The sequence below is a fragment of the Pseudomonas sp. BF-RE-22 genome (assembly GCF_019956155.1).
In the GTDB taxonomy this organism is placed as follows: Bacteria; Pseudomonadota; Gammaproteobacteria; order Pseudomonadales; family Pseudomonadaceae; genus Aquipseudomonas; species Aquipseudomonas migulae.
On record NZ_JAHBDD010000003.1, the window covers coordinates 46,032 to 71,964 of the forward strand.

At 60.4% G+C, this 25,933-nt stretch carries 22 protein-coding genes; 15 read left to right on the forward strand and 7 right to left on the reverse strand.

Translation table 11 applies throughout. The features are described from left to right. Positions 1–19: 19 nt before the first annotated feature. Positions 20–1,330: a flavin-containing monooxygenase gene (locus KGA82_RS02080; protein ID WP_223449489.1), complete on the reverse strand. Its 1,311-nt coding sequence runs from the start codon at positions 1,328–1,330 to the stop codon at positions 20–22. A 206-nt stretch (positions 1,331–1,536) separates the two neighbouring features. On the opposite strand from KGA82_RS02080, the gene KGA82_RS02085 reads away from it, so the two are divergent. The 5 genes from KGA82_RS02085 (at position 1,537) to KGA82_RS02105 (ending at position 6,572) form a co-directional block, all read left to right on the forward strand. Next, positions 1,537–2,508 carry a helix-turn-helix domain-containing GNAT family N-acetyltransferase gene (locus KGA82_RS02085; RefSeq protein ID WP_008027162.1) on the forward strand — a complete coding sequence of 324 codons (972 nt, stop codon included), beginning with the start codon at positions 1,537–1,539 and terminating at the stop codon, positions 2,506–2,508. 39 nt (positions 2,509–2,547) lie between these two features. After that, entirely contained in the window at positions 2,548–2,928 is a 381-nt protein-coding gene (locus tag KGA82_RS02090) for a RidA family protein (protein WP_008027160.1), read from the forward strand. Between the two features lie 247 nt (positions 2,929–3,175). Then, positions 3,176–4,270: an alpha/beta hydrolase gene (locus KGA82_RS02095; protein ID WP_223449490.1), complete on the forward strand. Its 1,095-nt coding sequence runs from the start codon at positions 3,176–3,178 to the stop codon at positions 4,268–4,270. A 60-nt stretch (positions 4,271–4,330) separates the two neighbouring features. Continuing rightward, entirely contained in the window at positions 4,331–5,386 is a 1,056-nt protein-coding gene (locus KGA82_RS02100; RefSeq protein WP_223449491.1) for an alpha/beta hydrolase, read from the forward strand. 13 nt (positions 5,387–5,399) lie between these two features. Then, complete coding sequence (locus tag KGA82_RS02105) at positions 5,400–6,572, forward strand: cupin domain-containing carboxymuconolactone decarboxylase family protein (RefSeq protein ID WP_223449492.1); 1,173 nt, start codon at positions 5,400–5,402, stop codon at positions 6,570–6,572. Here KGA82_RS02105 and KGA82_RS02110 read toward each other — a convergent pair. Together KGA82_RS02110 and KGA82_RS02115 are read right to left on the reverse strand one after the other, a co-directional pair. Next, positions 6,560–7,453 carry a LysR family transcriptional regulator gene (locus KGA82_RS02110; protein WP_223449493.1) on the reverse strand — a complete coding sequence of 298 codons (894 nt, stop codon included), beginning with the start codon at positions 7,451–7,453 and terminating at the stop codon, positions 6,560–6,562. The two genes, KGA82_RS02105 and KGA82_RS02110, sit on opposite strands and share 13 nt — an antisense overlap. 91 nt (positions 7,454–7,544) lie before the next feature. Next, entirely contained in the window at positions 7,545–8,399 is an 855-nt protein-coding gene (locus KGA82_RS02115; protein WP_223449494.1) for a LysR substrate-binding domain-containing protein, read from the reverse strand. A 134-nt stretch (positions 8,400–8,533) separates the two neighbouring features. Between KGA82_RS02115 and KGA82_RS02120 the strand changes: the two genes are divergently transcribed. From KGA82_RS02120 to KGA82_RS02140, 5 genes are read left to right on the forward strand one after another with little or no spacing between them, the layout of a single operon-like run. Further along, positions 8,534–9,586 (forward strand): agmatine/peptidylarginine deiminase, encoded by a 1,053-nt coding sequence (locus KGA82_RS02120; protein WP_207284502.1) that lies wholly within the window; start codon positions 8,534–8,536, stop codon positions 9,584–9,586. 4 nt (positions 9,587–9,590) lie between these two features. Further along, positions 9,591–10,499 carry an N-carbamoylputrescine amidase gene (gene aguB / locus KGA82_RS02125; protein WP_223449495.1) on the forward strand — a complete coding sequence of 303 codons (909 nt, stop codon included), beginning with the start codon at positions 9,591–9,593 and terminating at the stop codon, positions 10,497–10,499. A 1-nt stretch (position 10,500) separates the two neighbouring features. Beyond that, complete coding sequence (locus KGA82_RS02130) at positions 10,501–11,598, forward strand: extracellular solute-binding protein (RefSeq protein ID WP_223449496.1); 1,098 nt, start codon at positions 10,501–10,503, stop codon at positions 11,596–11,598. Between the two features lie 23 nt (positions 11,599–11,621). After that, a complete protein-coding gene (locus tag KGA82_RS02135) occupies positions 11,622–12,746 on the forward strand; it encodes an agmatine/peptidylarginine deiminase (RefSeq protein WP_223449497.1) in 1,125 nt (374 codons plus the stop codon). Between the two features lie 41 nt (positions 12,747–12,787). Then, on the forward strand, positions 12,788–13,246 hold the full coding sequence (locus tag KGA82_RS02140) for a metallophosphoesterase family protein (protein ID WP_223449498.1): 459 nt from the start codon (positions 12,788–12,790) through the stop codon (positions 13,244–13,246). Between the two features lie 399 nt (positions 13,247–13,645). Here the strand turns inward: KGA82_RS02140 and KGA82_RS02145 are convergent, their stop codons facing one another. Beyond that, positions 13,646–14,530, reverse strand: coding sequence for a LysR substrate-binding domain-containing protein (locus KGA82_RS02145; protein WP_008038922.1), 885 nt, complete (start codon positions 14,528–14,530; stop codon positions 13,646–13,648). A 156-nt stretch (positions 14,531–14,686) separates the two neighbouring features. Here KGA82_RS02145 and KGA82_RS02150 point away from each other — a divergent pair, with 156 nt between their 5' ends. Next, complete coding sequence (locus KGA82_RS02150; RefSeq protein WP_223449499.1) at positions 14,687–17,710, forward strand: FAD-binding and (Fe-S)-binding domain-containing protein; 3,024 nt, start codon at positions 14,687–14,689, stop codon at positions 17,708–17,710. An 11-nt stretch (positions 17,711–17,721) separates the two neighbouring features. Here KGA82_RS02150 and KGA82_RS02155 read toward each other — a convergent pair whose 3' ends face one another. Further along, positions 17,722–18,309, reverse strand: a complete 588-nt coding sequence (locus KGA82_RS02155) for a TetR/AcrR family transcriptional regulator (protein WP_223449500.1) — start codon at positions 18,307–18,309, stop codon at positions 17,722–17,724. Positions 18,310–18,481: 172 nt separating this feature from the next. Between KGA82_RS02155 and KGA82_RS02160 the strand changes: the two genes are divergently transcribed. The 4 genes from KGA82_RS02160 to KGA82_RS02175 all read left to right on the forward strand — a co-directional run bounded on the left by KGA82_RS02160 (position 18,482) and on the right by KGA82_RS02175 (position 24,766). Continuing rightward, positions 18,482–18,760: a LysR family transcriptional regulator gene (locus tag KGA82_RS02160; protein ID WP_207284493.1), complete on the forward strand. Its 279-nt coding sequence runs from the start codon at positions 18,482–18,484 to the stop codon at positions 18,758–18,760. 140 nt (positions 18,761–18,900) lie between these two features. After that, positions 18,901–20,145, forward strand: a complete 1,245-nt coding sequence (gene mexE, locus KGA82_RS02165; protein ID WP_223449501.1) for a multidrug efflux RND transporter periplasmic adaptor subunit MexE — start codon at positions 18,901–18,903, stop codon at positions 20,143–20,145. 11 nt (positions 20,146–20,156) lie between these two features. Next, positions 20,157–23,351: an efflux RND transporter permease subunit gene (locus tag KGA82_RS02170; RefSeq protein ID WP_223449502.1), complete on the forward strand. Its 3,195-nt coding sequence runs from the start codon at positions 20,157–20,159 to the stop codon at positions 23,349–23,351. Beyond that, positions 23,348–24,766 carry an efflux transporter outer membrane subunit gene (locus tag KGA82_RS02175; protein WP_223449503.1) on the forward strand — a complete coding sequence of 473 codons (1,419 nt, stop codon included), beginning with the start codon at positions 23,348–23,350 and terminating at the stop codon, positions 24,764–24,766. Before KGA82_RS02170 ends, KGA82_RS02175 begins: the two co-directional genes overlap by 4 nt. 66 nt (positions 24,767–24,832) lie before the next feature. Here the strand turns inward: KGA82_RS02175 and KGA82_RS02180 are convergent, their stop codons facing one another. Together KGA82_RS02180 and KGA82_RS02185 are read right to left on the reverse strand one after the other, a co-directional pair. Further along, positions 24,833–25,429, reverse strand: coding sequence for a cytochrome c3 family protein (locus tag KGA82_RS02180; protein WP_008038883.1), 597 nt, complete (start codon positions 25,427–25,429; stop codon positions 24,833–24,835). 9 nt (positions 25,430–25,438) lie between these two features. Continuing rightward, positions 25,439–25,924, reverse strand: coding sequence for a nitrate reductase cytochrome c-type subunit (locus KGA82_RS02185; protein ID WP_008038876.1), 486 nt, complete (start codon positions 25,922–25,924; stop codon positions 25,439–25,441). Positions 25,925–25,933: the final 9 nt, after the last annotated feature.

A 25,933-nucleotide genomic window follows, 5' to 3' on the forward strand; every position in this document is an offset into this window, starting at 1 on the left:
GAAGCTCCTGGAAAATGGCTTAAGCGCTGACAGTTTTTTTAGGGGCGAGCGAAACAACTTCCGCCTCGCGTTGCGCCGCATCGTGGTAGTCGAGGTACGAGCGCTGAATGGCAATGTGATCCGCCACGTACTTGGCGTCATGCCAAACGCCCCAGATGAACGAAGAGCCGCGACGGGACTGCCAAGGCAAACCGAGGAAGTACACCCCCGGTTCGCTCGACACACCGCGTTGATGCTGCGGCTTGCCCTTGTCGTCGAAGGCATCCACCTTCAGCCAGCTGTAGTCCGTGGCAAAACCGGTGGCCCAGATGATCGAGGTCACGCCGGCCTTGGCCAGGTCCAGCTCAAGAATCGGATGGGTCACGCACTCCGGATCGGGGAAGGTGATGCGCGCTTCCGGTTCTTGCGGCAGGTCCAGGCCATTGCGTTCGATGTAGGCGTCGGCGGCGTTGAGCAGCGCCAGATAGTTTTCGTCGCCACGCGCCAGGTTCTCGGCCAGGTTCGGCTGGAAGGTCGCCACGCCGCCGTTGAATGATTGAGTCAGGCCGACCAGCGTCATGCCGCGATGAGCGAGGCCACGGAAGTCCACCGTACGGCCGCCATGTGCGCCGCTGACCGCGATGGTCACGTGTTCGCGACCGGGCTTCATCGCCGCTTGATCCCACTCGCCAAGCACCCCCAGCCACCAGCAGAAATCACGGTTGCGATAGGCGCGAGGCGGGCGGTCGTGGGCACCGACGGAGAGGTAAACCTGCTTGCCGGCCCGCTGCAATTCATCGGCGATCTGCACGCCGGACGAACCGGCGCCAACCACCAGCACCGCGCCTTCAGGCAGTTGCTGCGGGTTGCGATAATCGGCGGAGTGGATTTGCAGGAATGGCTGATCCTGCGGCGCAATCGGTGGGATGACCGGCCGCTGGAAAGGCCCGGTGGCGGCGACCACACGGTTGGCCTCGATCACGCCTTCAGAGGTTTCGATGGTGAAGCCCGGACGGCCAACGTTGCGTTCAACTTTCAGCACGTCCACGCCGGTGCGGATCGGCGCGTTGAATTTCCTCGCGTAGGCTTCGAAGTAATCGGCCACGCGTTCTTTCGGCGCAAATTCGTCGGGGCTGAGGTCGTCAAAATCAAGGCCCGGAAAACGGTCGTGCCACGCCGGACCATTCGCCACCAGCGAATCCCAGCGCCCGGTGCGCCAGCGTTCGGCGATACGATTGCGCTCCAGCACCAGGTGCGGCACGCCGAGTTTGCTCAGGTGTTCACTCATGGCCACGCCAGCCTGACCGGCACCAACAATCAGCGTATCTGTTTTTATTTTTTCAGTGGTCATCTCTATACCCTTCGAGTTGGATTTAGGTCGCGAACGGCCTGCCATTTCTTGGGCTCAAGACTAGGGATGACCCTGTTATCGGTAAAATATTATTAAGCTGGCATTTGAGTATAAATAACTGATGCAGAGCGTTTGACTCAGCGCCTGTTGAACCTCCATGCTGAAATATGGTTGTATAGTGCAACTATTTTTAGGGGAGGCCTGAAGTGACCACTCATCCCGCTCTGGTTGAAGAAATCCGCTCTGCGTCGCGCACGATGGTGCGTGAGTTGGGCTTCATGCGCGCCACGCTGGCGGCGACCGACTACTCACCTTCAGCCGTACACGCACTGCTGGAGATCGAGGCACACCTGGCGCTGACCGCCGCTCAACTCGTGCAATTGCTCGATCTGGACAAGTCCAGTGTCAGCCGCATGGTGGCCAAGCTCATCAAGGCCGGCGAGCTGGTGGAAAGTGCCGACAGCGATGGTCGCGTCAAGCGTCTGCAATTGACGAAGCAGGGCCGGCGCACAGTGACTGCGATCCATGCTTATGGGCGAACGCAGGTCCAAACGGCGCTGGAACACTTGAATCCATCACAACAACAAGCGGTCGCCCAAGGGCTGGCGGCGTATGCCCACGCCCTGAATGCACACCGTACCGGCGAAGGAAAAGCGCCGGGCAACCCGGTCGAGATCAGCGTCGGTTACCGTCCCGGTGTCGTTGGGCGCGTGACTGAAATGCATGCCGCCTTTTACGCCAGGCACTCAGGGTTCGGGCAATTCTTCGAGAGCAAGGTCGCCAGCGGCATCGCTGAGTTCGTGGGGCGTCTGGACCAGCCCTGCAACAACCTCTGGGTGGCGACAGTGAATGATCGCATCGTCGGCTCGATTGCCATCGACGGGCAGGATCTGGGCAATAACCAGGCCCACCTGCGCTGGTTCATCCTTGATGACGGTTGCCGTGGTGGCGGGGTCGGCCGTCAGTTGTTGCGCGAGGCCGTGGAGTTCTGCGACCGGTTCGGCTTCGAGGCGATCGAGCTGGCAACGTTCAAGGGCCTGGACGCCGCGCGTCGACTTTATGAAGCCGCAGGTTTTGAGCTGACCCACGAACAGCAAGGCAGTCAGTGGGGCAGCGTGGTGACTGAGCAGCAATTCACCCGCCGCAGGGGAGGCGCAAGTCACCCGGTGAAGCTGTAAACTCCCCACACTTTTTACTTCCTCGAACAAGAGAACCCCATGGCGAACCAAGACATCACCTTCACCCCTGATCCCGACGCGGATTCCATCTCCTCCGACGTGGCCGGCTTCAACGGCATCCTGGTCTCCACGCAGATCCCGACCCGCGCCGACGGCAGCCTGGAACTGGGCGACATCACCCTGCAGAGCGAATGCACGTTGCAGGCATTGAAGGTTGCGCTGGAGCGCGCCGGCAGTTCCATGGACCGCGTCATGCACCTGACCATCTACCTCACCGACATGGCCGACCGCGCCGCGTTCAACGAGGTGTACAAGCGCTTCTTCGCCAAACCGTGGCCGGTGCGTGCGGCTGTTGGCGTGGCTTCGCTGGCAGTTGAAGGCATGCGTGTGGAAGTGACCGCGATGGCGGCCAAGGGCTGAGCAAAATGGTAGGAGCAGCCGGTCGACGCTCGATTGCTCGCGATGAACTCAGGCGCAACGCGTTTATTCAGAAAACCCGCGTTATCGTTGGCCTCCATCGCGAGCAGGCTCGCTCCTACAGGGAAAGTGTTGGGCATTCTCATCACATTTATGTGATTTTGGTATCAGTGCTATCCGATTAGTGCTGTTTATCAATCAATAGTCTGAGGGTAAGTTGCTTCTCTGCGTTTCTCGCCGAGAGTACCCCATGACCCATCCCGTTATTCTCTATCGTGTTTCAGCCCTGGCAAAGGCAGGCACCCTGTGTTTTGCCCTGTGCACCTCTGCGGTCGCCGAAGCGGACGAGCGCAGTCCGCTGGTTATCAAGGAGCAGGGCAGCGTGATTGCCGGCGGGAGAGTTGAGACTCAGCCGGGCATCTTTGACCCCTACAAGCCTGCCCTGTCTGATGGCCAAAGCTACCATGGCGACCATGTGTATGCGTTCTACCAGGTCCCGGTTGACGCTCGCCCGTTGCCGATTGTCATGTGGCATGGCGCGGGGCAGTCTGCGAAATCCTGGGAAACGACGGCTGACGGACGTGAAGGGTTTCAGAACATCTTCCTGCGTCGCGGCTTCTCCACCTGGTTGATCGACCAGCCGCGCCGTGGCGATGCAGGACGCAGTCTGGTTGAAACGACGATCAAGCCGGTGGCGGACGAGCAGATGTGGTTCAACCAGTTCCGCATTGGCCTGTGGCCCGACACTTTCGAGGGCAGCCAATTCCCTCGGGGGCCGCAGGCGCTGGAGCAGTTCTTCCGTTCGATGACGCCCAACACCGGCCCTTATGACATTGAGGTCGTATCCGATGGCGTATCCGCGCTGCTGGAAAAGACGGGGCCGGCCATTCTGTTTACCCACTCGCAAGGTGGCGGACCCGGCTGGCTGACGGCGATCAAGAGCCGCCATGTGCGGGCTATCGTCGCATTTGAACCGGGCAGCAGCTTCGTGTTTCCCGAGGGGGAAGGTCCCGCGCCGATCCCCAGCGCATTCGACACAGTCTCGGCACAGATCGTCTCGAAGGAACAGTTCGAAGCGCTGACCCGTATCCCCATCCTCATCTTCTACGGCGACAACATCCCCGACAAACCGGTTCGTTTGCCTGCTCAGGACAGCTGGCGTGCCCGTCTGGAGATGGCGCGCCTGTGGCGTGATGCGGTGAATCGCCATGGCGGTGACGTAAAGCTCATTCATTTGCCGGAGATCGGGATCAAGGGCAATAGCCACTTCCCGTTTTCTGACTTGAACAACATCGAGATCGCGGACCTGGTTTCGACCTTCCTCGCAGAAAAAAATCTTGATTGATTACGCGCACGGCCATGGCTGCCGTGCACCTTGGAAACAGGAATTGGCAGGAATATTCATATGACGCGAACCACGATAAAGGCCACATTCCTGGCCGCCATGATCGGGATGTCCGGAGCCGAAGTCGAGGCAGGGGACTACAAGCAGAACCCATTCACATTGACCTACGGTGGCGCGCTGACGAAGAACGAGCCCGGAAAGGTCAACATCCATCCGGTCACCTACAAACTCAATGGCCTGGACATTGCCGCCAACGTTTACACCCCCGCGAACTATGACTCGGCGAAGAAGTACCCGGTTGTTGTCGTGGCGCATCCCAATGGCGGGGTGAAGGAGCAGGTTGCAGGCCTGTATGCCCAGCGCCTGGCAGATCAGGGCTATATCACGATCACTGCGGATGCGGCGTATCAGGGAGGCAGTGGCGGTCAGCCGCGCAACGTCGACAAACCAACGAACCGCGTCGAAGACATCCATGGCATGGCGGACTTTATCGCCGGCTATCCGGGCGCCGACGACTCGCGTTTGGGCTTGCTCGGTATCTGCGGCGGTGGCGGCTATTCATTGAAGGCGGCGCAAACCGACAAGCGCTTCCAGTCCATCGCAACGGTGAGCATGTTCAATTCCGGACTGGTACGGCGCAATGGCTACAGGGATTCGCAGCTGTCCACCGTTCAGGAGCGTTTACGGCAGGCTTCGGCTGCCCGTGCCCAGGAAGCGGCGGGCGGAGAAATCCTCTACACCGGCGATGCCAAACTCACCGACGAGCAGATCGCCAAGCTGCCATTTGATTTGTATCGGCAGGGTTTTGAGTACTACGGCAAGACTCATGCTCACCCCAACTCGACCTTCAGATACACCCTGAGTAGCCTGCTGGACCTGATGAGCTTCGATGCGACGGATCAGATCGAACTGATCGACAAGCCGTTGCTGATGATCGCGGGCAGCAAGGCGGACAGCCTGTATATGTCGGAGCAAGCCTTTGCCAAGGCCAGCGGTACACAGGACAAGAAGCTGTTCACCATCGATGGCGCAACTCATATCGAAACCTATTGGGTGCCTGAGTATGTTGACGTCGCCATTGCGCAGTTGAACGCGTTTTACGCCAGAACGCTCTGACTTGGGGGGCATTATGAAAAACACTCTTTTGGGGATCGCGGTTTGCGTCGCAGCGCCTTTTGCCGGCGCTGCGGGTGCTGAAAATGCCGGTGAGTCCCGGTCCGTTCAGCAGATCAGTCGCGCAGGCTCCCAATCTTCCACAGCGGGACCGGCGGATTACTTTACCGGGCAAGTGCGCGTCGACCCCCTGTTCCCCGTCACGAATGAAATCAATGCGTCCAGCGCCTACGTGACCTTCGAGCCGGGGGCGCGTTCGGCTTGGCACACCCATCCCGCAGGCCAGCGATTGGTGGTGGTTTCCGGTGTGGGCTTGACCCAGGAGTGGGGTAAGCCTGTGCAGGAAATCCTCCCCGGCGACGTGATCGTCTGCCCGCCGGGCGTCAAGCATTGGCACGGCGCCGCACCGTCAAGTGCCATGACCCACCTGGCGGTGACCGGTGCTGTGAATGGCAAGAGTGTGGATTGGCTGGAGAAAGTCACCGACGATCAGTACCGCGCCCACGAACCCGTAACGCCGACATCAATGTCCACCGAAAATCTCGCTTCCGAGGTGCTGTCCGCGAGGCAACAAGCCATCCCGCTGATTGCTGCCCACATGGCCAGCAGCAACATGCCGGGGCTGAATGCTGCATTGAATCAGGGGCTGGACGCGGGCCTGACCGTCAGCGAGGCGAAGGAAATACTGGTGCAACTCTACGCTTACACCGGTTTTCCACGCAGTCTCAACGCACTTGGCGAGCTGATGAGGGTTGTGGAGGCGCGCAAGAAAAACGGCATCCAGGACGATCCGGGGCGCGAGCCCGGTCGTGTCATTCCCACCGGTGGTGAACTGCTGTCGGTGGGCAAGGCCAATCAGACCCGCATTGCCGGCGCGCCTGTTCAGGGTCCGCTATTCGACTTCGCCCCTGTCATCAACCAGTACCTGCAGGCACATTTGTTCGGCGACATTTTCGAGCGCGATAACCTGGACTGGCAAAGTCGTGAGTTGGCCACGGTCTCAGCGTTGGCCGTCACTCCCGGTGTGGAGTCACAGCTGCGTTCGCACATGGCCGCCAGCCTGCGGGTCGGCCTGAGCGTTTCGCAATTGCGCCAATTGGTCCGCCTGCTGGCGGCGCAAGGTCATGCCGATGCGGCCAAGCGTGCCGACGAGGCGCTGAATGCTGCCCAGGCAAATCAGCCCAAATAGCGCAGCGCTTCGCGCAGCAGTGCGAAGGCGGGCGAGCTCTGGCGTCGGCTCGGGTAATAGAGGTGGTATCCCGAGAACGGCTCGCACCAATCCGCGAGCACGCGAATCAACCGGCCTTGCGCAACATGCTCCTGCACCAGGTCTTCGGGCATATAGGCCAGCCCCAGCCCCTGAAGCGCGGCCTCCATGCGCATGGCGATGTTGTTGAACACCATTTGGCCTTCGACGCGTACGTTCAGTTCTTGCCCATCCTTCTCGAACTCCCAGAGAAAGAGGCCGCCGTAGGTGGGCATGCGCAGCGTAATGCAGTTGTGCTGCATGAGGTCGCTTGGGAGGGTCGGCTGCGAATATCGAGCGAAATACGCAGGGGAGCCGACAACCGCCATGCGCATGTCGGGACCGATGCGCATGGCGATCATGTCTTTGGCGACCTGTTCACCCAGCCGAACACCAGCGTCGAAGCCTTCCGCCACAATGTCAGTCAGGCCGTAGTCGACGATGATTTCGATATTGAGATCGGGATTGTCGGGCAGCAGCTTCGCGAGTACCGGTTGCAGGACCGTAATCGCGGAATGCTCACCGGCCGTTATACGCAGTTTGCCTGCGGGCTTGTCGCGGAATTCGCTGAGCAATGCCAGCTCGATGTCGATCTCTTCGAACCTGGGGGCGATCACTTTCAGCAGATGTTCGCCCGCTTCCGTGGGGGATACGCTGCGCGTGGTGCGAGACAGTAACCGGACGCCCAGTCGTTCCTCCAGCTGGCGCATGGCCCGGCTCAATGCGGGCTGTGACATGCCCAGCCTGGCAGCGGCGCGGGTGAAACTGCGCTCCTGCGCCACGGCCGAGAAGATCGCGAGTTGGTCGTAGCTTTCAACGGTCATTTGTACATCCCTGGGTCACGTTTCCAAAGAGGAACGAGGAGCTTACCTTGAGGCCTGCGAAAGCGCTTTGCAGGATGTCGAAAAGACCGCGTCACGTCAGGTTGTTCAGCAACCACTCGCTAAAACTGCGCGCCAACGGATTGTTCTCACTGTCACGGTGCGTCAGCAACGCCCAGTTCGGCCCGCGAATGGTTTCCTCCACCAACGGTTGCAGCAGCCCGTTGTCACGCGCCTGCCGACTCAACAGCTGGCTGACCAGCGCAATCCCTAACCCCGCGCACGCCGCGTCCAGCAGCAACCCGGGATCGGAAAAATTCAAGCCCTGATCCTTCTGCCCCACATCGATGCCGGCCTCGACGTCCCAATGGCTCCAGTCCATTTCCCGCTCGCCGTGCAGGGTGGTGCGCTGTTCGATGGGCACGGCCAATACATCGGGGTGGCACGCCGGATAGAGGCGATCAGCGTGCAGCACCTTGAAGCTGCATTCGGCCTGGGAGCTGATGTCATCGCGCACCGCGAGGTCGATGGTCTGGGTGGTCATGTCCGGGACTTCATCGGTGCTGAAAATCCACAGATCGACTTCCGGATGCTGCCGGCGAAAGTCCCCAAGGCGTGGCAGCAGCCAATGACGAGCGAACGTCGGCGTGGTGTTGAGCACCAGTTGATTGGGTTTCTGGTATTGCCCGAGACGACGAATGCCGACCGACAATTGCTGCAACAACGCCTGCGTGGTGCTGAGCAAATCGTGGCCGGCATCGGTCAGGCTGACGCTGCGTCCACTGCGAAAAAACAGCGGCTGTTCAAGGTACGCCTCAAGCGTTCGAATCTGCTGGCTGATCGCCGATTGGGTCAGGTGCAGCTCGTCGGCGGCCTTGTGAAAACTGCCCAGGCGGGCAGCCGCTTCAAAGCCGCGAAGGGTGCTGAGCGGGGGCCAGTGCTTGAGCATATTGATAAGTTCCTCTAATCACTTTTCTGCAAAATCCATCGTTTGTTAGCCCGTTTTTACAGCCGTAGCATGCATGCCAGGACCGCAAAGGTCATTTTCATTGAACACAATGACTTAACTCAAGGGCGATTGTCATGCAGCAGAACGAACTTCAGAACAGCGGCTGGTTGATGCCGGCAGAATGGGTAAAGCACGCAGCGACCTGGATGGTCTGGCCACACAATCAGGCACTCTGGGAGTCGGGTTGGCGCGTCACCCTCGCACAAGTGCAAAAGGATTTCGCCGGGGTAGCCAACGCCATCGCTCGTTTCGAACCGGTGAAAATGGTCGTTGATCCGTCGGCTGTCGCGAGTGCCAAGGCGCTTTGTGGTCCGAACATCGAACTGATCGAGTTGGCGGTGAACGACAGTTGGTGTCGCGACTCCGGCCCAAGCTTCGTTTGCCACCCGCAACAAGGGTTGGCCGGTGTGAGTTGGCGCTTCAACGCGTGGGGCGGCAAGTCGGCGCACGATCTCGATGAAGGCCTGGCGCGCCGTGCACTCAATCACCTGGGCTTGCCGTGCTTCGGCACACCGCTGAGTAACGAAGGCGGGGCGATCCATGTCGACGGCGAGGGTACGCTGATCACCACCGAGTCGGTGTTGCTCAATCCCAATCGCAACCCCGGGATGACCAAGGCTGAGATGGAGGAGATTTTCACGCGTCTGCTGGGCGTGAAGAAAACCATCTGGCTGCCGGGCGATCCGGACTACGTGACCGGCGACATGACTGACGGCCATGTCGATGGTGTCTGCGCATTCGCACGCCCCGGCGTGTTGCTGGTGGACGCGACTCACGACAAGCAGTCGGTGTATGCCGAAGTGGCCCGCGAGAATCGCCGTGCGTTGGAACTGGCCACTGATGCCCAAGGCCGGAAGTTCGAGCTGATCGAGCTCTATGAAGCCACCGATGCGGTGGACACTGAGGCGGAAGTGTTCTGCGCCTCGTACACCAATTTCTACATCGCCAACGACGCGATCATCATGCCGGCCTACGGCATCGATGCCGACCACGCAGCGGCCGAAGTGTTGGCCCAGGCATTCCCTGGGCGTGAAGTGGTGCCGGTGCGGATCAACCATCTGGCCCATGGCGGCGGCGGGGTGCATTGCATCACCCAGCAACAGCCTGCCTGGCCAGTGAAGGGTTGATGCCATGACTCTATTGACGATTGCCACCACCCAAATGCCCTGCACCTGGGACCTGCCGCACAACCTCGACCTTGCCGAGCAGTTGGTTCGCGAGGCGGCGTCGAAGGGCGCTCAAGTCATCCTGTTGCAGGAGCTGTTTGCCACGCCGTATTTCTGCATCGAGCAAAGCCACAAACACTTGGCACTGGCCGAGGAATATCAATACAGCCGTGTACTCAAACGCTTTGCCGCCTTGGCCAAGGAGTTGGGCGTGGTGCTGCCGCTGAGCTGGTTCGAGAAGGCCGGCAATGCCTATTTCAATTCTCTGAGCGTGGCCGATGCCGACGGACGCTTGTTGGGCGTGTATCGCAAGACTCACATCCCCAACGCCATCGGTTATCAGGAGAAGGAATACTTCAGCCCCGGCGATACCGGTTTCCGGGTCTGGGACACGGCGTTCGGGCGCCTCGGCGTGGGGATCTGCTGGGATCAGTGGTTCCCCGAGACCGCCCGTTGCCTGGCGTTGATGGGCGCTGAAGTCTTGCTGTTTCCCACCGCCATCGGTTCTGAACCTGGCTGCGCCGAACTGGATTCCCGTGACCACTGGCAGATGACCATGCGTGGCCATGCGGCCGCGAACATCCTGCCGGTGGTGGCCGCCAATCGCGTCGGCCGAGAAGCGGCGACCACCGATCCGACCTTGCAAATGGGCTTCTATGGCTCGTCGTTCATCTGCAATCACAAGGGCAAATTGCTCGCCGAGGCCGACCGTGACAGCACTGGCGTGCTGGTGCACAGCCTGGACTTGAGCGCCATGCGCGAAGAGCGCCTGAGCTGGGGCATCTACCGCGACCGTCGCCCGGAGATGTACGGGGCGCTGTTGAGTCAGGACGGTCGTCACCTTCATGCACGCTGGAACACTCAAGGAGTTTGATATGGGCATTGCGCACACGTTGTTGCTCGGCACCTTGGGGTTGGCACTGGCCTCGTCGTCGCTGCACGCCGAAGAGAAAACCCTCAGGCTGTACAACTGGGCCGATTATTTCGCCGAGGACACGCTGGCGAAATTCACCGCTGAAACCGGGATCAAAGTGATCTATGACGTCATGGATGGCAGCGAAACGCTGGAAGCCAAGATGCTCGCCGGTGGCAGCGGTTATGACCTGATTTTCCCCGGCGACACGGTGGCCGAACGCTTGATGCGCGCCGGCAGCCTGCTGCCGCTGGACCGCAGCAAACTCACCGCGCTGAACGACATCGAGCCCGGTTTGCAGAAACTGCGCCGGCAGTATGAAACCTCGAGTCAGGCCACCGTGCCTTACACGTGGGGCACCATCGGCCTGACCTACAATGATGAGCAGATCAAACAGCGCTTGCCCGATGCTCCGGTCAACAGCCTCGATATGTTGTTCAAGCCGGAGCTGGCCGGCAAATTTGCCGACTGCGGTATTTCGATGATCGACTCACCGGACGAAGTGCTCGCCGTGGTGCTCAATTACCTCGGCCGGGAACCGCGCAGCGCCAAGCCCGAAGACCTCGCGGCGGCGAGTGAATTGCTGATGAAATTGCGGCCACACATTCGCAAGTTCCAGTCGCAGCCAGTGACCGATCTGGTGAACGGCAACCTGTGCGTGTCGCTCGGTTACAGCGGCGACATGACCCAGGCGCAACGGACGTCCGACAGCGCCGGCAAAAGCACCCGATTCGAGTACCGCATCCCCCGTGAAGGCACCACCGTGTGGATGGACACCATGGCGATTCCGGTCGATGCGAGACATCCGGAGTACGCTTATGCGTTCATCAACTTCGTCATGCGCCCGCAGAACATGGCCGACATCAGTAACTTCACTGGCTACCCGACCTCCAACGCCAAGGCGCGGCCGAGCGTCGATGCGACAATGCGCAACAACCCGGACATCTATCTTGATGAAGCCACCTATGCGCGGCTGATTCCGGGCAAGGACATTCCCCAGTCCGATATGCGCGCGCGGATGCGCACCTGGACCAAGTTCAAGACGGCCACCGCGAAATGAGTTCACTTTCCAAGGATCAATACATGTCGACGCGTCGCGAGTTCATCAAGCAGGTTTCGGTCGTGGCGGGGATGGGGGCGGTTGCCTCCATCGGATTTGGCCTGACGCCTTTGTCCGCGCACGCAGCCACCCAGGTCGGTTGGCGCATGCCGGATGAGGGCGATCGCCACGAGCAAGCCTTCATTGCTTTTGGTGCACAAGAGGCGATCTGGGAGGATTTCACCGCCGACGTGCAAGCGGCCATTGGCCTGATTGCGCGCACCATCGCCCGCCATGAACCGGTCACCGTTTTCTGTCGCGAGCACGAGCGAAGCCTGGCCGAGGAGCATTGCGGCAAGAGCAACATCACCTACGTCGTCACCGAACTCGACGACATCTGGATGCGCGACATCGGCGCCAACTTCGTCATTGATGACAAGGGCGTACTTGGCGCCGTGGATTTCAACTTCAATGGCTGGGGCAACAAACAGCAGCACAGCGAAGATGCGCAACTGGCGGCACAGGTGGCCGACGCCACGGATGCGCGTTACCTGCGCAGCGAACTGGTGGGCGAGGGCGGCGGTATCGAAGTGGATGGTCACGGCACCGGGATCATGACCGAGAGCAGCTGGATCAATAAAAATCGCAACCCTGACTGGAGCAAGGCCGAGGTCGAGGAAGAACTGAAAGCCCGCTTGGGCCTGCGCAAAATCATCTGGCTGCCGGGCATCAAGGGCAAGGACATCACCGATGCCCATGTCGATTTCTACGCGCGTTTCGTCAAGCCCGGCGTGGTAATCGCCAACCTCGACAACGACCCTGAGTCATATGATTACAAGGTCACGCGGGCTCATCTGGAAATTCTGAAAAATGCCACGGATGCCGATGGCCGCAAGCTGCAGGTGCATACGGTGTCGCCGCCGCTCAATCCACGAAAGAGCAGGTTCAACCGCAGCAACCCGGACTTTGCAGCGGGCTATATCAACTACTTCGTGATCAACGACGCGGTGATTGCGCCGGAGTTTGGTGACAAGGTGGCAGATGCCAAAGCCTTTGATCTGTTGTCCGGGCTCTATCCGGATCGAGAGGTGGTGCAACTGAACATCGACGCAATTTCCGCTGGGGGTGGCGGCATACATTGTGTGACCAGTCATCAGCCGTTGGTTTAGTCTGCGATGCTCCACTGCTTGAGCCTGGTCGGGAGCTTTGTATGAAGGTTGGCGTGATTTCCGATACCCATGGATTGCTCCGCCCTGAGGCCCTTGCGGCTTTGGAGGGGTGTGAGCGGATCATTCATGCGGGCGACATCGGCAGCTCCGAAATCCTTGAGCAGCTGGGGGCAATCGCTCCACTGCATGTCGTGCGCGGGAACAATGATCTTGATGCTTCCTGGGCAAAGGATCTTGCAGATTGCCTGCGTTTCGACCTCAACGGGTGGGAGGCGTTGCTGGTGCATGACCTCGCCGATGTCCCGGCCGTGCTCGATGCGACGGTCAAACTGGTGATCACTGGCCATTCGCACAAGCCGTGCATCGAATGGCGCGGCGAACGGCTCTACCTCAATCCGGGCAGTGCGGGACGCAGGCGCTTCAAGTTGCCGGTAACGTTGGCGTTGCTGGAGGTATTCGAGACGGCAATAGAGCCGCGCCTGGTCTCGCTGTTGGAGTGAAGTGCGCGAAGCACAATGGCTCGATTACGGGATTGGGTGAGGCCCGGTCTTGTGGACACCGCTGCACTGTAGGAGCTGGCTTGCCAGCGATGGACTCACAGGCGCCGCGTTTATTCTGTAGAAACACTTAATCGTTAACGACCATCGCCAGCAAGCCGGCTCCTACAGGGTTTGGGTGAGGCTTGGTCTTGTGGACACCGCTGCACTGTAGGAGCTGGCTTGCCAGCGATGGACTCACAGGCGCCGCGTTTATTCTGTAGAAACGCTTAATCGTTAACGACCATCGCCAGCAAGCCGGCTCCTACAGGATTGGGGTGAGGCTGGGTCTTGTGTGCGCCGCTGCACTGTAGGAGCCGGCTTGCTGGCGATGCAGACGACGCGGTGCATCGGCGGACGTCGTCATATTTGCGCCAGCAACCAGGTACGGAACGCGATCAGCGAAGGCAGCCTTTCGTTGCGCGGTGGGTAGGTCAGGTAGTAACTGCGCTGGCTGGCGAAGGGTTGGTCCAGGCTGATCAACTCGGCGTTGGCCAGTTCGTCGGTCACCAGGATGCGTGGCACCAGACCGATACCAATGCCCGCTCTCACGGCCTGGATCAAGTGTGAAGTGAGTTCGAAACTCGGCCCCAGCCGCATCATTCGATGGGGCAGGCCGTGGTGGCTGAACCACTCGCCCCAGACGTTGGCGTTGTTCGCGACGTTGAGCAGCGTCTGTCCGCCGATGCGTTCCGGGGTCCAGGCGTCATGGGCCTCGGCCGCTTCTGGAGAAATGATCACCATCAACTCTTCCGTATGCAGGCGATGGCTGATCAGGCCCGGCGAGTCGGCCGTGCCGACGACGATCGCGGCATCGATGCCACTGGTTTCGAAGTCGATGGCCTCGATCCGGGAGTTGATGTGCACCAGCATGCCAGGATGGGTTTTGTAGAAGTCGTGAAGGCGCGGCAATAACCATTTCGAACCGAACGTGGGCAATGTGGCCAGGCGCAAGGTGCCGCTGCCTGACTGATAAGCCAGCGCCTGCAATGTGGCGCTGCGGATGCGCCCGAGTGCGTCGCTCATTTCCCGCTGGTAAAGACGACCGACGTCGGTCAATTGCACCTGCCGACCTTCACGACGAAACAGCGTCAGGCCCAGTTGCTGCTCCAGCGCCTGGACTTGCCGGCTGACGGCGCTCTGGGTCAGTGACAGCTCCAGCGCGGCGCGGGTATAGCTTTCATGCCGGGCGGCGGCTTCGAAAGCCAGCAGCAAGGACATGGACGGGGTGAGATGGCGGTAATTCATTCGTAAAAGTCATCGATAGCGGCAGGATTATCCGTTTGTTCGGCGTCGGAACCTGCAGGATCATTGGCTCAGCCGACGACCTGAGGCTGACCTATTAATGCTCAGGCGACAAGTATTTTGATTTCCGTGATTAGACCTACAAGAGATTTTCCAGCGATGATCGCCCAGTTGCCTACCGCTGCACCCGCCGCACAGTACCCGGAATTCCTCCAGGCCTTGCGTGCCGCTGGTTTCCGCGGACAGCTCAGTGCCGACTACGCCACCCGCACCGTGCTGGCGACCGACAACTCGATTTACCAGCGTCTGCCGCAAGCGGCGGTGTTCCCACTGGATGCAGACGACATCGTGCGCATCGCAACATTGATGGCCGAACCGCGCTTTCGCCAGATCAAGCTGACCCCACGTGGCGGCGGCACCGGCACCAACGGCCAGTCGTTGACCGACGGCATCGTGGTTGACCTGTCGCGACACATGAACACCATCCTCGAAATCAACGTCGCCGAACGTTGGGTGCGGGTGCAGGCCGGCGTGGTCAAAGACCAGCTCAATGCCGCGCTCAAACCTCATGGATTGTTTTTCGCCCCGGAGCTGTCGACGTCCAACCGGGCCACCGTTGGCGGCATGATCAACACGGACGCCAGCGGCCAGGGCAGTTGCACCTACGGCAAGACCCGCGATCATGTGCTGGAACTGCACAGCGTACTGCTCGGCGGTGAGCGCCTGCACAGCCAGCCGCTGTCCGACGCACAGCTGGAAGCTGCATGTGCGCAACCCGGCCGTATCGGCGAGGTGTACCGCACCGCACGGCAGATCCAGGAAACCCAGGCCGAGCTGATCGAGGCGGTGTTCCCCAAACTCAATCGCTGCCTGACCGGTTACGACCTGGCGCACCTGCGCGACGAGCAGGGGCGTTTCAACCTCAATAGCGTGCTGTGCGGTGCGGAAGGCTCGTTGAGTTACCTCGTCGAAGCCAAGCTCAACGTGCTGCCGATTCCCAAGTATTCGGTGCTGGTGAACGTGCGCTACAGCAGCTTCATGGATGCGCTGCGCGATGCCAATGCATTGCTGGCGCACAAGCCGCTGTCCATCGAAACCGTGGACTCCAAAGTGTTGCTGCTGGCGATGAAAGACATCGTCTGGCACAGCGTCGCCGAGTATTTCCCGACGGATGCCGAGCGCCCGACGCTGGGTATCAACCTGGTTGAATTCAGCGGCGAAGACCTGTCGGAGGTGAACGCTCGCGTGGCGTCGTTCGTGACGCATTTGCAGGCCGATACGACGATCGAACGGCTGGGCCACACGCTGGCCGAAGGTGCTGAAGCGGTGACCCGTGTCTACACCATGCGTAAACGCTCCGTCGGTTTATTGGGCAACGTCGAAGGCGAGGTCCGCCCACAGCCGTTTGTTGAAGACACCGCCGTACCGCCTGAGAAACTGGCCGACTACATCACCGAGTTCCGCGCACTGCTCGACAGCCATGGCCTGGCCTACGGCATGTTCGGTCACGTCGATGCCGGCGTGTTGCATGTGCGTCCGGCGCTGGACATGAAAGACCCGAAGCAGGCCGCGCTGGTCAAGCCGATTTCCGATGCCGTGGCCGAGCTGACCCGGCGTTATGGCGGGCTGCTGTGGGGCGAGCATGGCAAGGGTTTGCGCTCGGAATACGTCCCCGATTTCTTTGGCGAACTGTATCCGGCGCTGCAATCGCTCAAGGGCGCGTTCGACCCGCACAATCAGCTCAACCCCGGCAAAATCTGCACCCCGCCGGATGCTGCCCAAGGCTTGCTCAAGGTCAACGAAGTGACGCTGCGCGGTGATCTGGATCGGCAAATCGATGAGCGCGTGTGGCAGAGCTTCGGCAGCGCCGTGCACTGCAACGGCAACGGCGCTTGCTACAACTATGACCCCAACGATGCGATGTGCCCGTCGTGGAAAGCCACCCGGGAACGCCAGCATTCGCCGAAGGGCAGGGCGTCTTTGATTCGTGAATGGTTGCGCCTGCAAGGGGCGGCCAACATTGATGTGTTGCAAGCGGCCCGTGGCAAATTGTCGTGGTTGAGCGGGTTGCCGGTGCGACTGCGCAATAACCTGGCGCGCTCGCGCGGCGAGGCGGATTTCTCCCATGAAGTGTACGACGCCATGGCAGGCTGCCTGGCCTGCAAATCCTGCGCGGGACAATGCCCGGTCAAGGTCAATGTCCCGGAATTCCGCTCGCGTTTTCTCGAGCTGTACCACGGTCGCTATCAACGCCCGATGCGCGATTATCTGATCGGCTCGCTGGAGTTCACCATTCCCTACATGGCGTACGCGCCGGGCCTGTACAACGCGGTGATGGGTTCGAAATGGGTGAGTCGTTTGCTGGAGCGACACGTCGGCATGCTCGACAGTCCGCTGATCCACCGCTTCGACCTGCAGAACACGTTGACCCGCTGCAAAGTCGCTGTCGCCAGCGTGCCCGCCCTGCGCGAACTGACTGCCGCACAACGTGAGCGAAGCGTGGTGTTGGTGCAGGACGCCTTCACCCGCTACTTTGAAACACCGCTGTTGGCGAGCTATATCCAGTTGGCGCATCAGTTGGGCTACCGCGTGTTTCTGGCGCCCTACAGTGCCAACGGCAAGCCTTTGCACGTGCAGGGGTTCGTCGGTGCATTCGCCAAAGCGGCGATCCGCAACGCCAATCAGCTCAAGGCCCTGGCCGACTGTGGCGTGCCGTTGGTCGGCCTCGACCCGGCGATGACGCTGGTCTATCGCCAGGAATATCAGAAAGTGCCGGGCCTCGACGGCTGCCCGAAAGTCTTGCTGCCCCAGGAATGGCTGGTTGATGTGTTGCCTGAAAGGTCCCGTCACGCTGATCAGACGTTCCGTTTGATGGCGCACTGCACCGAGAAGACCAACGTCCCGGCCAGCACCTCGCAATGGGAAACCGTGTTTGCCAGGCTTGGGCTGAAGCTGGTGACCGAGGCAACCGGCTGTTGCGGCATGTCGGGCACCTATGGCCACGAAGCGCGTAACCAAGAGACCTCACGGACTATTTTCGAGCAGTCATGGGCGGGCAAGCTGGACAAGGCGGGTGAAGCGCTGGCGACGGGGTATTCGTGCCGCAGCCAGGTCAAGCGCCTGGCCAGCAAGCAACTGCGTCACCCGCTGGAGGTGGTGTTGGAGCATGTGCTCGTTGAGTGAAGAGTAGGACGTCAGTCCGGAACGCCTGCCTGCTCTTCTTTCTCTGGAACAGCAGGCCAGGCACTGATCACCGATTGCAGGAACTGCCCGGACAACTCCGGGTTGTCCAACGCCCTGGCAATCAACATCGCCCCGGCTATCGATGACAGGATGCGCAGCGATTCCTGGTATTTCTCCTCGTGACTTTCCCCCTCGACCAGCGCCATCAACGTTTCGATCAAACGCTCGACGCCTTTGGTGAAGGAGTTGCTGACGGTCCCGCCGGCGCGGGCAACGTCAGCGCCCAATGCCGGGATGGGGCAGCCTTCGGTCCAGTTATCCAGGTGCCCTTGCGTCAGGTAACCCTTGATGAGCTCGGGAATGGATTTGGCGTCCCGCCAGTCCTGGATATTGGACTCGAACGTGCGGGTGACGGCTTCTGAAGCCAACTGCTCCTTGCCGCCCGGAAACTGTCCGTAAAAGCCGCCATGGGTCAGGCCCACGGAACGGGACAGTTCACCAATGCCGATGCCGTCGATTCCCTTTTCCCGATACAGCCGGGACGCGGCCGTGAGGATCGCCTCTTTGTTCGCGGCGGCCTGGTCTTTCGTGACTTTCATGAGACTGCTCCTGTCGCCAGGTCGGCATCGCTTGGGAAAAGCTGTGCTGAGAGGCTAGTATTGATGATGCGCGTCATATAAAGTCGCTGCAATGGCTTTTCCGGTATCGACTCAAGTCTGGCGGATTCCCCGCCTGTGGCTCAAGTCAAAAATCTCTACGTGGACCTGCCCCATGAAACGTAATGATCTGCACAGTATCGATCTGAATCTGCTGGTGGTATTCGACACGCTGATTCAGGAACGAAACCTCACCCGTACCGCTGAGAAACTGTCGCTGGGCCAGCCCGCCATCAGCGCGGCGCTGGTGCGTTTGCGCAAGTTGTTCAATGACCCTTTGTTCGAGCGCATCGGTCGCCGGATGGTACCCACTCCACGGGCATTGAGTGCGGCGCAGACGCTGGGGCCGGCGCTGGATTGCGTGTGTTCGGCAATCGCTCACAGGGGGAGTTAACCGGGTCGACCCTTTTTTTTACTCTTAAACATGACGGCTATCATTAATGATGATAGCCAACTTCACTCCGTTCGATTCGTCGTGACCTCGCGCGAGGCCGAGAATCCGCAAAATCCCAAACCGTCTGGCGGACACCCCCCATGGAACAGTCACTCAAACCTTTGCGTTATCCCTTGGCTGCGTTGGCGCTGCTGATGCTTGCCGCGTGTGAACGTACACCCAGCGCCGCACAGGCTCCGGGGGCGCCGCACGTCACCGTCGCCAAAGTGCTCGAGCAGCCCATTACCGAGTGGGATGAAGTCACCGCTCGCCTGGAAGCACCGGAAACCGTCGAGGTTCGTCCACGGGTGTCGGGCCAGATCGAACGTGTTGCCTTTACCGATGGCGCGCTGGTGAAGAAGGGCGACTTGCTGTTCCAGATTGATCCACGGCCGTTCGAACATGAGGTGCATCGCATCGAGGCGCAGCTGCAACAGGCACGCGCCACCCTGGTCCGCACCGGCAACGAAGCGCAGCGCGGCCAACGTCTATTGAGCAGCAACGCAATCTCCGCCGAGCTCGCCGACACCCGCACGACGACTGCGCAAGAAGCCCGGGCCGGTGTCGATGCCATTCAGGCGCAGCTGGATCTGGCGCGTTTGAACCTCAGTTTCACCCGCGTTACCGCGCCGATCACCGGCCGCGTCAGCCGTGCGGAAATCACCGCCGGCAACATCGTGACCGCCGACACTACAGCGCTGACCAGCGTGGTCTCCACGGACAAGGTCTACGCCTATTTCGATGCGGACGAGCGCATGTTCCTCAAGTACAGCCTGCTTTCCCGCCAGGGCCAGCGCGGTCAAGCCACGCCGGTGTACATGGGCCTGTCGAACGAGGAGGGCAACAGCCACCTCGGGCAGATGAACTTCGTCGACAACCAGGTCAATCCGAAAACCGGCACCATCCGTGGTCGCGCGGTGTTCGACAACACGGACGGCCAGTACACCCCCGGCCTGTATGCCCGGTTGAAACTGGTGGGCAGCGCCGCCTATCCCGGCCTGTTGATCAAGGACGAAGCGGTGGGCACCGACCTCGGCAAAAAATTCGTGCTGGTGGTCGATCAGGACAACAAAGCCGTGTATCGCAGCGTCGATCTGGGGCCGAAGCTTGAAGGCTTGCGCATCGTGCGCAGCGGCTTGCAGAAAGACGATCGCATCGTCATCAACGGCTTGCAGCGCGTGCGGCCCGGTGCAGTGATCGACCCGCAGGATGCGCCGATGGCCAGCCCGGAAACCGTCGCCACACTGGCTCGCCAACGTCAGGCCATCGAAGCCTCCAATCAGCCGGCTGCCGCTAAATCACCTGCCCTGGTGAAAGCGGATTCTGCCGCTGCACCTCGCGGATAAGGAGCACCGACATGAAGTTCTCCCAGTTCTTTATCACTCGGCCGATCTTCGCGGCGGTGCTGTCGCTGCTGATCCTGATCGCCGGCGCGATCTCGCTGTTCCAGTTGCCGATCAGTGAATATCCGGAAGTGGTTCCACCGACCGTTGTCGTTCACGCCAACTACCCGGGCGCCAACCCGAAAGTCATCGGCGAAACCGTGGCAGCCCCTTTGGAGCAAGCCATCACTGGTGTCGAGAACATGCTGTACATGTCCTCGCAATCCACGGCTGATGGCCGGCTTACCCTGACCGTGACTTTCGCGTTGGGCACCGATCTGGACAACGCCCAGGTGCAGGTCCAGAACCGCGTGACCCGTACCGAGCCCAAGCTGCCCGAGGAAGTGACGCGTATCGGTATCACCGTCGACAAGGCATCGCCCGAGCTGACGTTGCTGGTGCACTTGGTGTCGCCGGACAAACGCTACGACATGCTCTACCTGTCCAACTACGCGATCCTCAACGTCAAGGACGAGCTGTCGCGTCTGGAAGGGATCGGCGATGTGAAGATGTTCGGCATCGGCGATTACTCGCTGCGTATCTGGCTCGATCCGGACAAAACCGCCTCGCGCAATCTGACTGCCACTGATGTGGTCACTGCGGTGCGTGAACAGAACCGTCAAGTCGCCGCCGGCCAACTGGGTTCGCCACCTGCGCCGAATGCCACCAGCTTCCAGATGTCGATCAACTCCCAAGGGCGGTTGGTCAGCGAAGAAGAGTTTGAAAACGTGATCGTGCGCAGTGGCCCGAACGGCGAAATCACGCGCCTGAAGGACATTGCCCGGATCGAACTGGGTTCCAACCAGTACGCCTTGCGCGCCTTGCTCAACAACCAGGAAGCGGTGGCGATGCCGATCTTCCAGCGGCCAGGTTCCAACGCCATCGACGTCTCCGATCAGGTGCGGGCGAAGATGGCCGAGCTGAAGAAAAATTTCCCCGAAGGCATGGATTACGAGATCGTCTACGACCCGACAATTTTCGTCCGCAGCTCGATTGAGGCGGTGGTGCACACGCTGTTTGAAGCACTGATTCTCGTGGTGCTGGTCGTCATCCTGTTCCTGCAAACCTGGCGTGCTTCGATCATTCCATTGGTGGCCGTGCCCGTGTCGCTGATCGGTACGTTTGCCGTGATGCACCTACTCGGATTTTCGCTCAACGCGCTATCGCTGTTCGGCCTGGTACTCGCCATCGGGATCGTGGTCGACGATGCCATTGTGGTGGTGGAGAACGTCGAGCGAAACATTGAATCCGGACTGGAACCGGTCGAAGCGACCAAGAAAGCCATGGGCGAAGTGACCGGGCCGATCATCGCCACGGCGCTGGTGCTGTGCGCGGTGTTCGTGCCTGCGGCTTTCATCTCGGGTCTTACGGGACAGTTCTACAAACAGTTCGCGTTGACCATCGCGATTTCCACGGTGATCTCGGCGTTCAACTCCCTGACCTTGTCGCCGGCGTTGGCGGCGGTGTTGCTCAAGGCCCATGGCGCACCGAAAGACCGGTTCTCCAGAGTGCTGGATCGTTTGCTCGGTGGCTGGCTGTTCAAACCGTTCAACCGCTTCTTTGAAAAGGCCAGTCACGGCTACATGGTTGCCGTGGCCAAAGTCATTCGTGGCAGCAGCGTGGCGTTGTTGGTGTACGCCGGTCTGATCGCCATGACCTGGATGGGTTTCAGCACCACGCCGACCGGCTTCGTGCCGACCCAGGACAAAAAGTACCTGGTGACCTTCGCGCAACTGCCGGATGCCGCAAGTCTCGATCGCACCGAATCGGTGATCCGTCGCATGAGCACCATCGCCATGAACGAGCCGGGTTTCGACAGTGCCGTGGCATTCCCGGGCCTTTCAATCAACGGCTTCACCAACAGCCCGAACGCCGGTATTGCGTTCATCGGCTTGAGTTCGTTTGAAGAGCGTAAAGACCCGAGCCTGTCTGCCAAGGCGATTTCTGCCTCGCTCAACGGCAAGTTCGGCGGCATTCAGGACGCCTACATCGCCGTGTTCCCGCCACCTCCGGTACAAGGCTTGGGCACCATCGGTGGCTTCCGTCTGCAGATCGAAGACCGTGGCAACCTGGGCTACGACGAGCTGTACAAAGAGACGATGAATATCATCGCCAAGAGCCGTAGCACGCCGGAGCTGGCCAACCTGTTCACCAGTTACACCGTCAACGTGCCGCAGGTCGAAGCCGCCATTGAGCGGGAAAAAGCCAAGACTCACGGGGTGAAGATCAACGATATTTTCGACACCTTGCAGGTCTACCTGGGCTCGCTGTACGCCAACGACTTCAACCGTTTTGGCCGGACCTATCAGGTCAACGTGCAGGCTGAGCAACAGTTCCGCCAGGAGCCTGAACAGATCGGTCAGTTGAAGGTGCGCAATGATCGCGGCGAGATGATTCCGCTGGCCACGTTCGTCAAGGTCAGCCCGACGTCAGGCCCTGACCGGGTCTCGCACTACAACGGCTTCCTCACCGCAGAAATCAACGGCAGTGCAGCCCCCGGCTACAGCTCCGGACAGGCACAAGCCGCGATTGAAAAGTTGCTCAAGGAAGAATTGCCCAACGGCATGACGTACGAGTGGACTGACCTGACCTACCAGCAGATTTTGTCGGGCAACACGGCGTTGCTGGTGTTCCCGCTCTGCGTGCTGTTGGCGTTCCTGGTGCTGGCGGCGCTGTATGAAAGCTGGAGCCTGCCATTGGCGGTGATTCTGATTGTGCCGATGACCCTGCTGTCGGCGATTGCCGGGGTGATCATTTCCAAGGGCGACAACAACATCTTCACCCAGATCGGCCTGATCGTGCTGGTCGGCCTGGCCTGCAAGAACGCGATCCTGATCGTCGAGTTCGCCAAGGATAAACAGGACCAGGGCATGTCGCCGCTGGATGCAGTGCTGGACGCTTGCCGCATGCGTCTGCGGCCGATTCTGATGACGTCCTTCGCGTTCATCATGGGGGTGATTCCGCTGGTGACGTCCACGGGTGCCGGCTCGGAAATGCGCCGTGCGATGGGCGTCGCGGTGTTCTCCGGAATGCTCGGCGTGACCTTCTTCGGGTTGCTGCTGACGCCGGTGTTCTTCGTGCTGATTCGTCGCTACATCGAGCGCAAGAACGCGCGCAAGGTCACCAAGGTTCATCAGGCAAACGCACTCAATCAGGAGGCACATTCATGAACACCTTGAAGCTTTTTTTACCCAGCCTTCTGGTCGTCGCGCTCGGCGCCTGCACGGTAGGCCCGGACTACAAAACGCCTGACACCGCGCCTGCCAACGTCGTGTCTGCCCAAGGCAGTGCCTACGATCAATCGCGATTTGAAACGGTGTGGTGGCAACAGTTTGATGACCCCACGCTCAATCAGTTGGTGAGCAAATCCCTGGAAGGCAACCGCGACTTGCGCGTCGCGTTTGCCCGCTGGAAAGCCGCCCGGGCGATTCGTGATGACGTCAGCAATGACAATCTGCCGGTCGTCACCAGCCGCGTCAGCAGCCAGCAGGGCAAGTCGCAAGTGCCTGGCCTGACCGAAAGCCGCGTCAATATCGAGCGCTACGACCTGGGCCTCGACATGGCTTGGGAAGTCGATCTGTTCGGCCGGATCCAGCGTCAACTGGAATCCAGCAGCGCCCAGGAAGACGCTGCCGCCGCAGACTTGTATCAGCTTCGCGTGACAATGATCGCCGAGCTGGTGGATGCCTACGGCCAATTGCGCGGCGCGCAATTGCGGGAAAAAATTGCCCTGGCCAACCTGAAGAATCAGCAGGATTCGCGCAGCGTGACGGTCAGCCTGCGCGATGCCGGCGTGGGCAATGAGCTCGACGTGGTGCGCGCCGACGCACGTTTGGCGGCTGTCGAGGCGACGGTTCCGCAACTGCAAGCGGAACAGGTACGGCAGAAAAACCGCATCGCCACGCTGTTGGGTGAACGCCCGGATACGTTGAGCGTGTCGTTGAGCCCGGCGCAGTTGCCCGCCATCGCCAAAGCGTTGCCGATCGGTGATCCCGCCGAGCTGCTGCGCCGGCGTCCCGATGTGCTCGCCGCCGAGCGCAGACTGGCGTCCTCCACGGCGGAAATCGGCGTGGCCACCGCCGACCTGTTCCCGAGAGTGAGCTTGAGCGGCTTCCTCGGTTTCACCGCTGGCCGTGGATCGCAGATTGGTTCCAGTGCCGCCAGAGCCTGGGGATTGGGACCGAGCATTACCTGGGCAGCCTTTGACCTGGGCAGTGTGCGAGCGCGCATCCGGGGTGCCGACGCGAATGCCGAAGGCGCCTTGGCCACCTACGAACAGCAAGTGCTGCTGGCGCTGGAAGAGTCGGAAAACGCCTTCAGCGACTACGGCAAACGCCAGCAGCGGCTGCTGTCGTTGATCCGGCAAAGCGAGTCCAGCCGAGCGGCTGCAGACCTGGCGGCGATCCAGTACAAGGAAGGCACGGTGGATTATCTGGTGTTGCTGGACGCGCAGCGTGAACGCTTGAACGCCGAAGATGCGCAGGCGTTGGGTGAGATTGATCAGTACCGGGGGATCGTCGCGATCTATAAGGCGTTGGGAGGAGGGTGGGACAGTGGCGACAAAAAAGTGGTAGCCACGAACTGATGCCGGCGTGAAATCTGTCGCCCTACGCTGACGGTGTGGGGCGGCCGGTCGGATATTTCGGATGCATCACCATCCTTTCACGCCACTCATATCGGGCAACTTGTGCGCAATGCCCTTGTGGCAGTCGATGCAAGTGGCCTCGCCCTTGGCCAATGCGGTGGAGTGCATGGCCGCAGCGCGTTTGCCCTGGCGGGTAAAGTCCATGAACTCAAAGTTGTGGCAATTGCGACATTCGCGCGAGTCGTTGGCCTTGAGCCTGGCCCATTCATGTTCCGCCAGTTCACGGCGCAAGGTGAGGAATTTGTCGCGAGTGTCGATGGTGCCGAACAGCTTGCCCCAGACTTCCTTCGATGCCTGCATCTTGCGCGCGATCTTGTGCGTCCACTCATGGGGAACGTGGCAGTCCGGGCAACTGGCGCGCACACCGGAACGGTTGGTGTAGTGAATGGTGTCCTGCAACTCGACATAGACGTTGTCGCGCATCTCGTGGCAGGAAATGCAGAACTTCTCGGTGTTGGTCAGCTCCAGCGCTGTGTTGAAACCGCCCCAGAAAATGATCCCGGCGATAAAGCCGCCCAGTGTCAGAAACCCCAGGCTGAAGTAAACGCTGGGTCGACAGAGGATGCCCCAATAATCCTTAAGCAGGGCGAACAGTGCTTTCATGGCGCCTCCTCAAGGTTTCTGCGCGGCGTTGGCATCGTCTTGCAGGATTTTGTCGATGGTTTCAAAGGTGTTGCCCACCAGCGGCAGTACCTCTTTTTGCGGCACGTGGCACTGAGTACAGAAGTAGCGCCGGGGCGAGACCGCCGCCAGCGCCTGACCGTCGCGGTCCATGTAGTGGGTGATGCTGATCATCGTCGCCTGGGTGCGCGCGCTATTGGCCCGGCTGTGGCACGTCAGGCATTTGTTGCCGTTCTTGTCGATCTGGTACCCGCGAATGCTGTGGGGAATGGTCGGCGGCTGGTCAGGATAGTTGCGCTCGCGCTTCAGGTCCTTGTTTTCATCGTTGGCAATCGGTGGCGCGGGCATGCTCCGGGTGAGGGTACCGCCGGGGCGGCGACCGTCTGGGCCGGGCGCGTCCAGCGGGTAATCGACCTCGGCGGCGAGCACCATGCCCATTGCGGCAAGCAGTACCAGGGGCAGGATTCGAAAAGTCATGACGGTTCT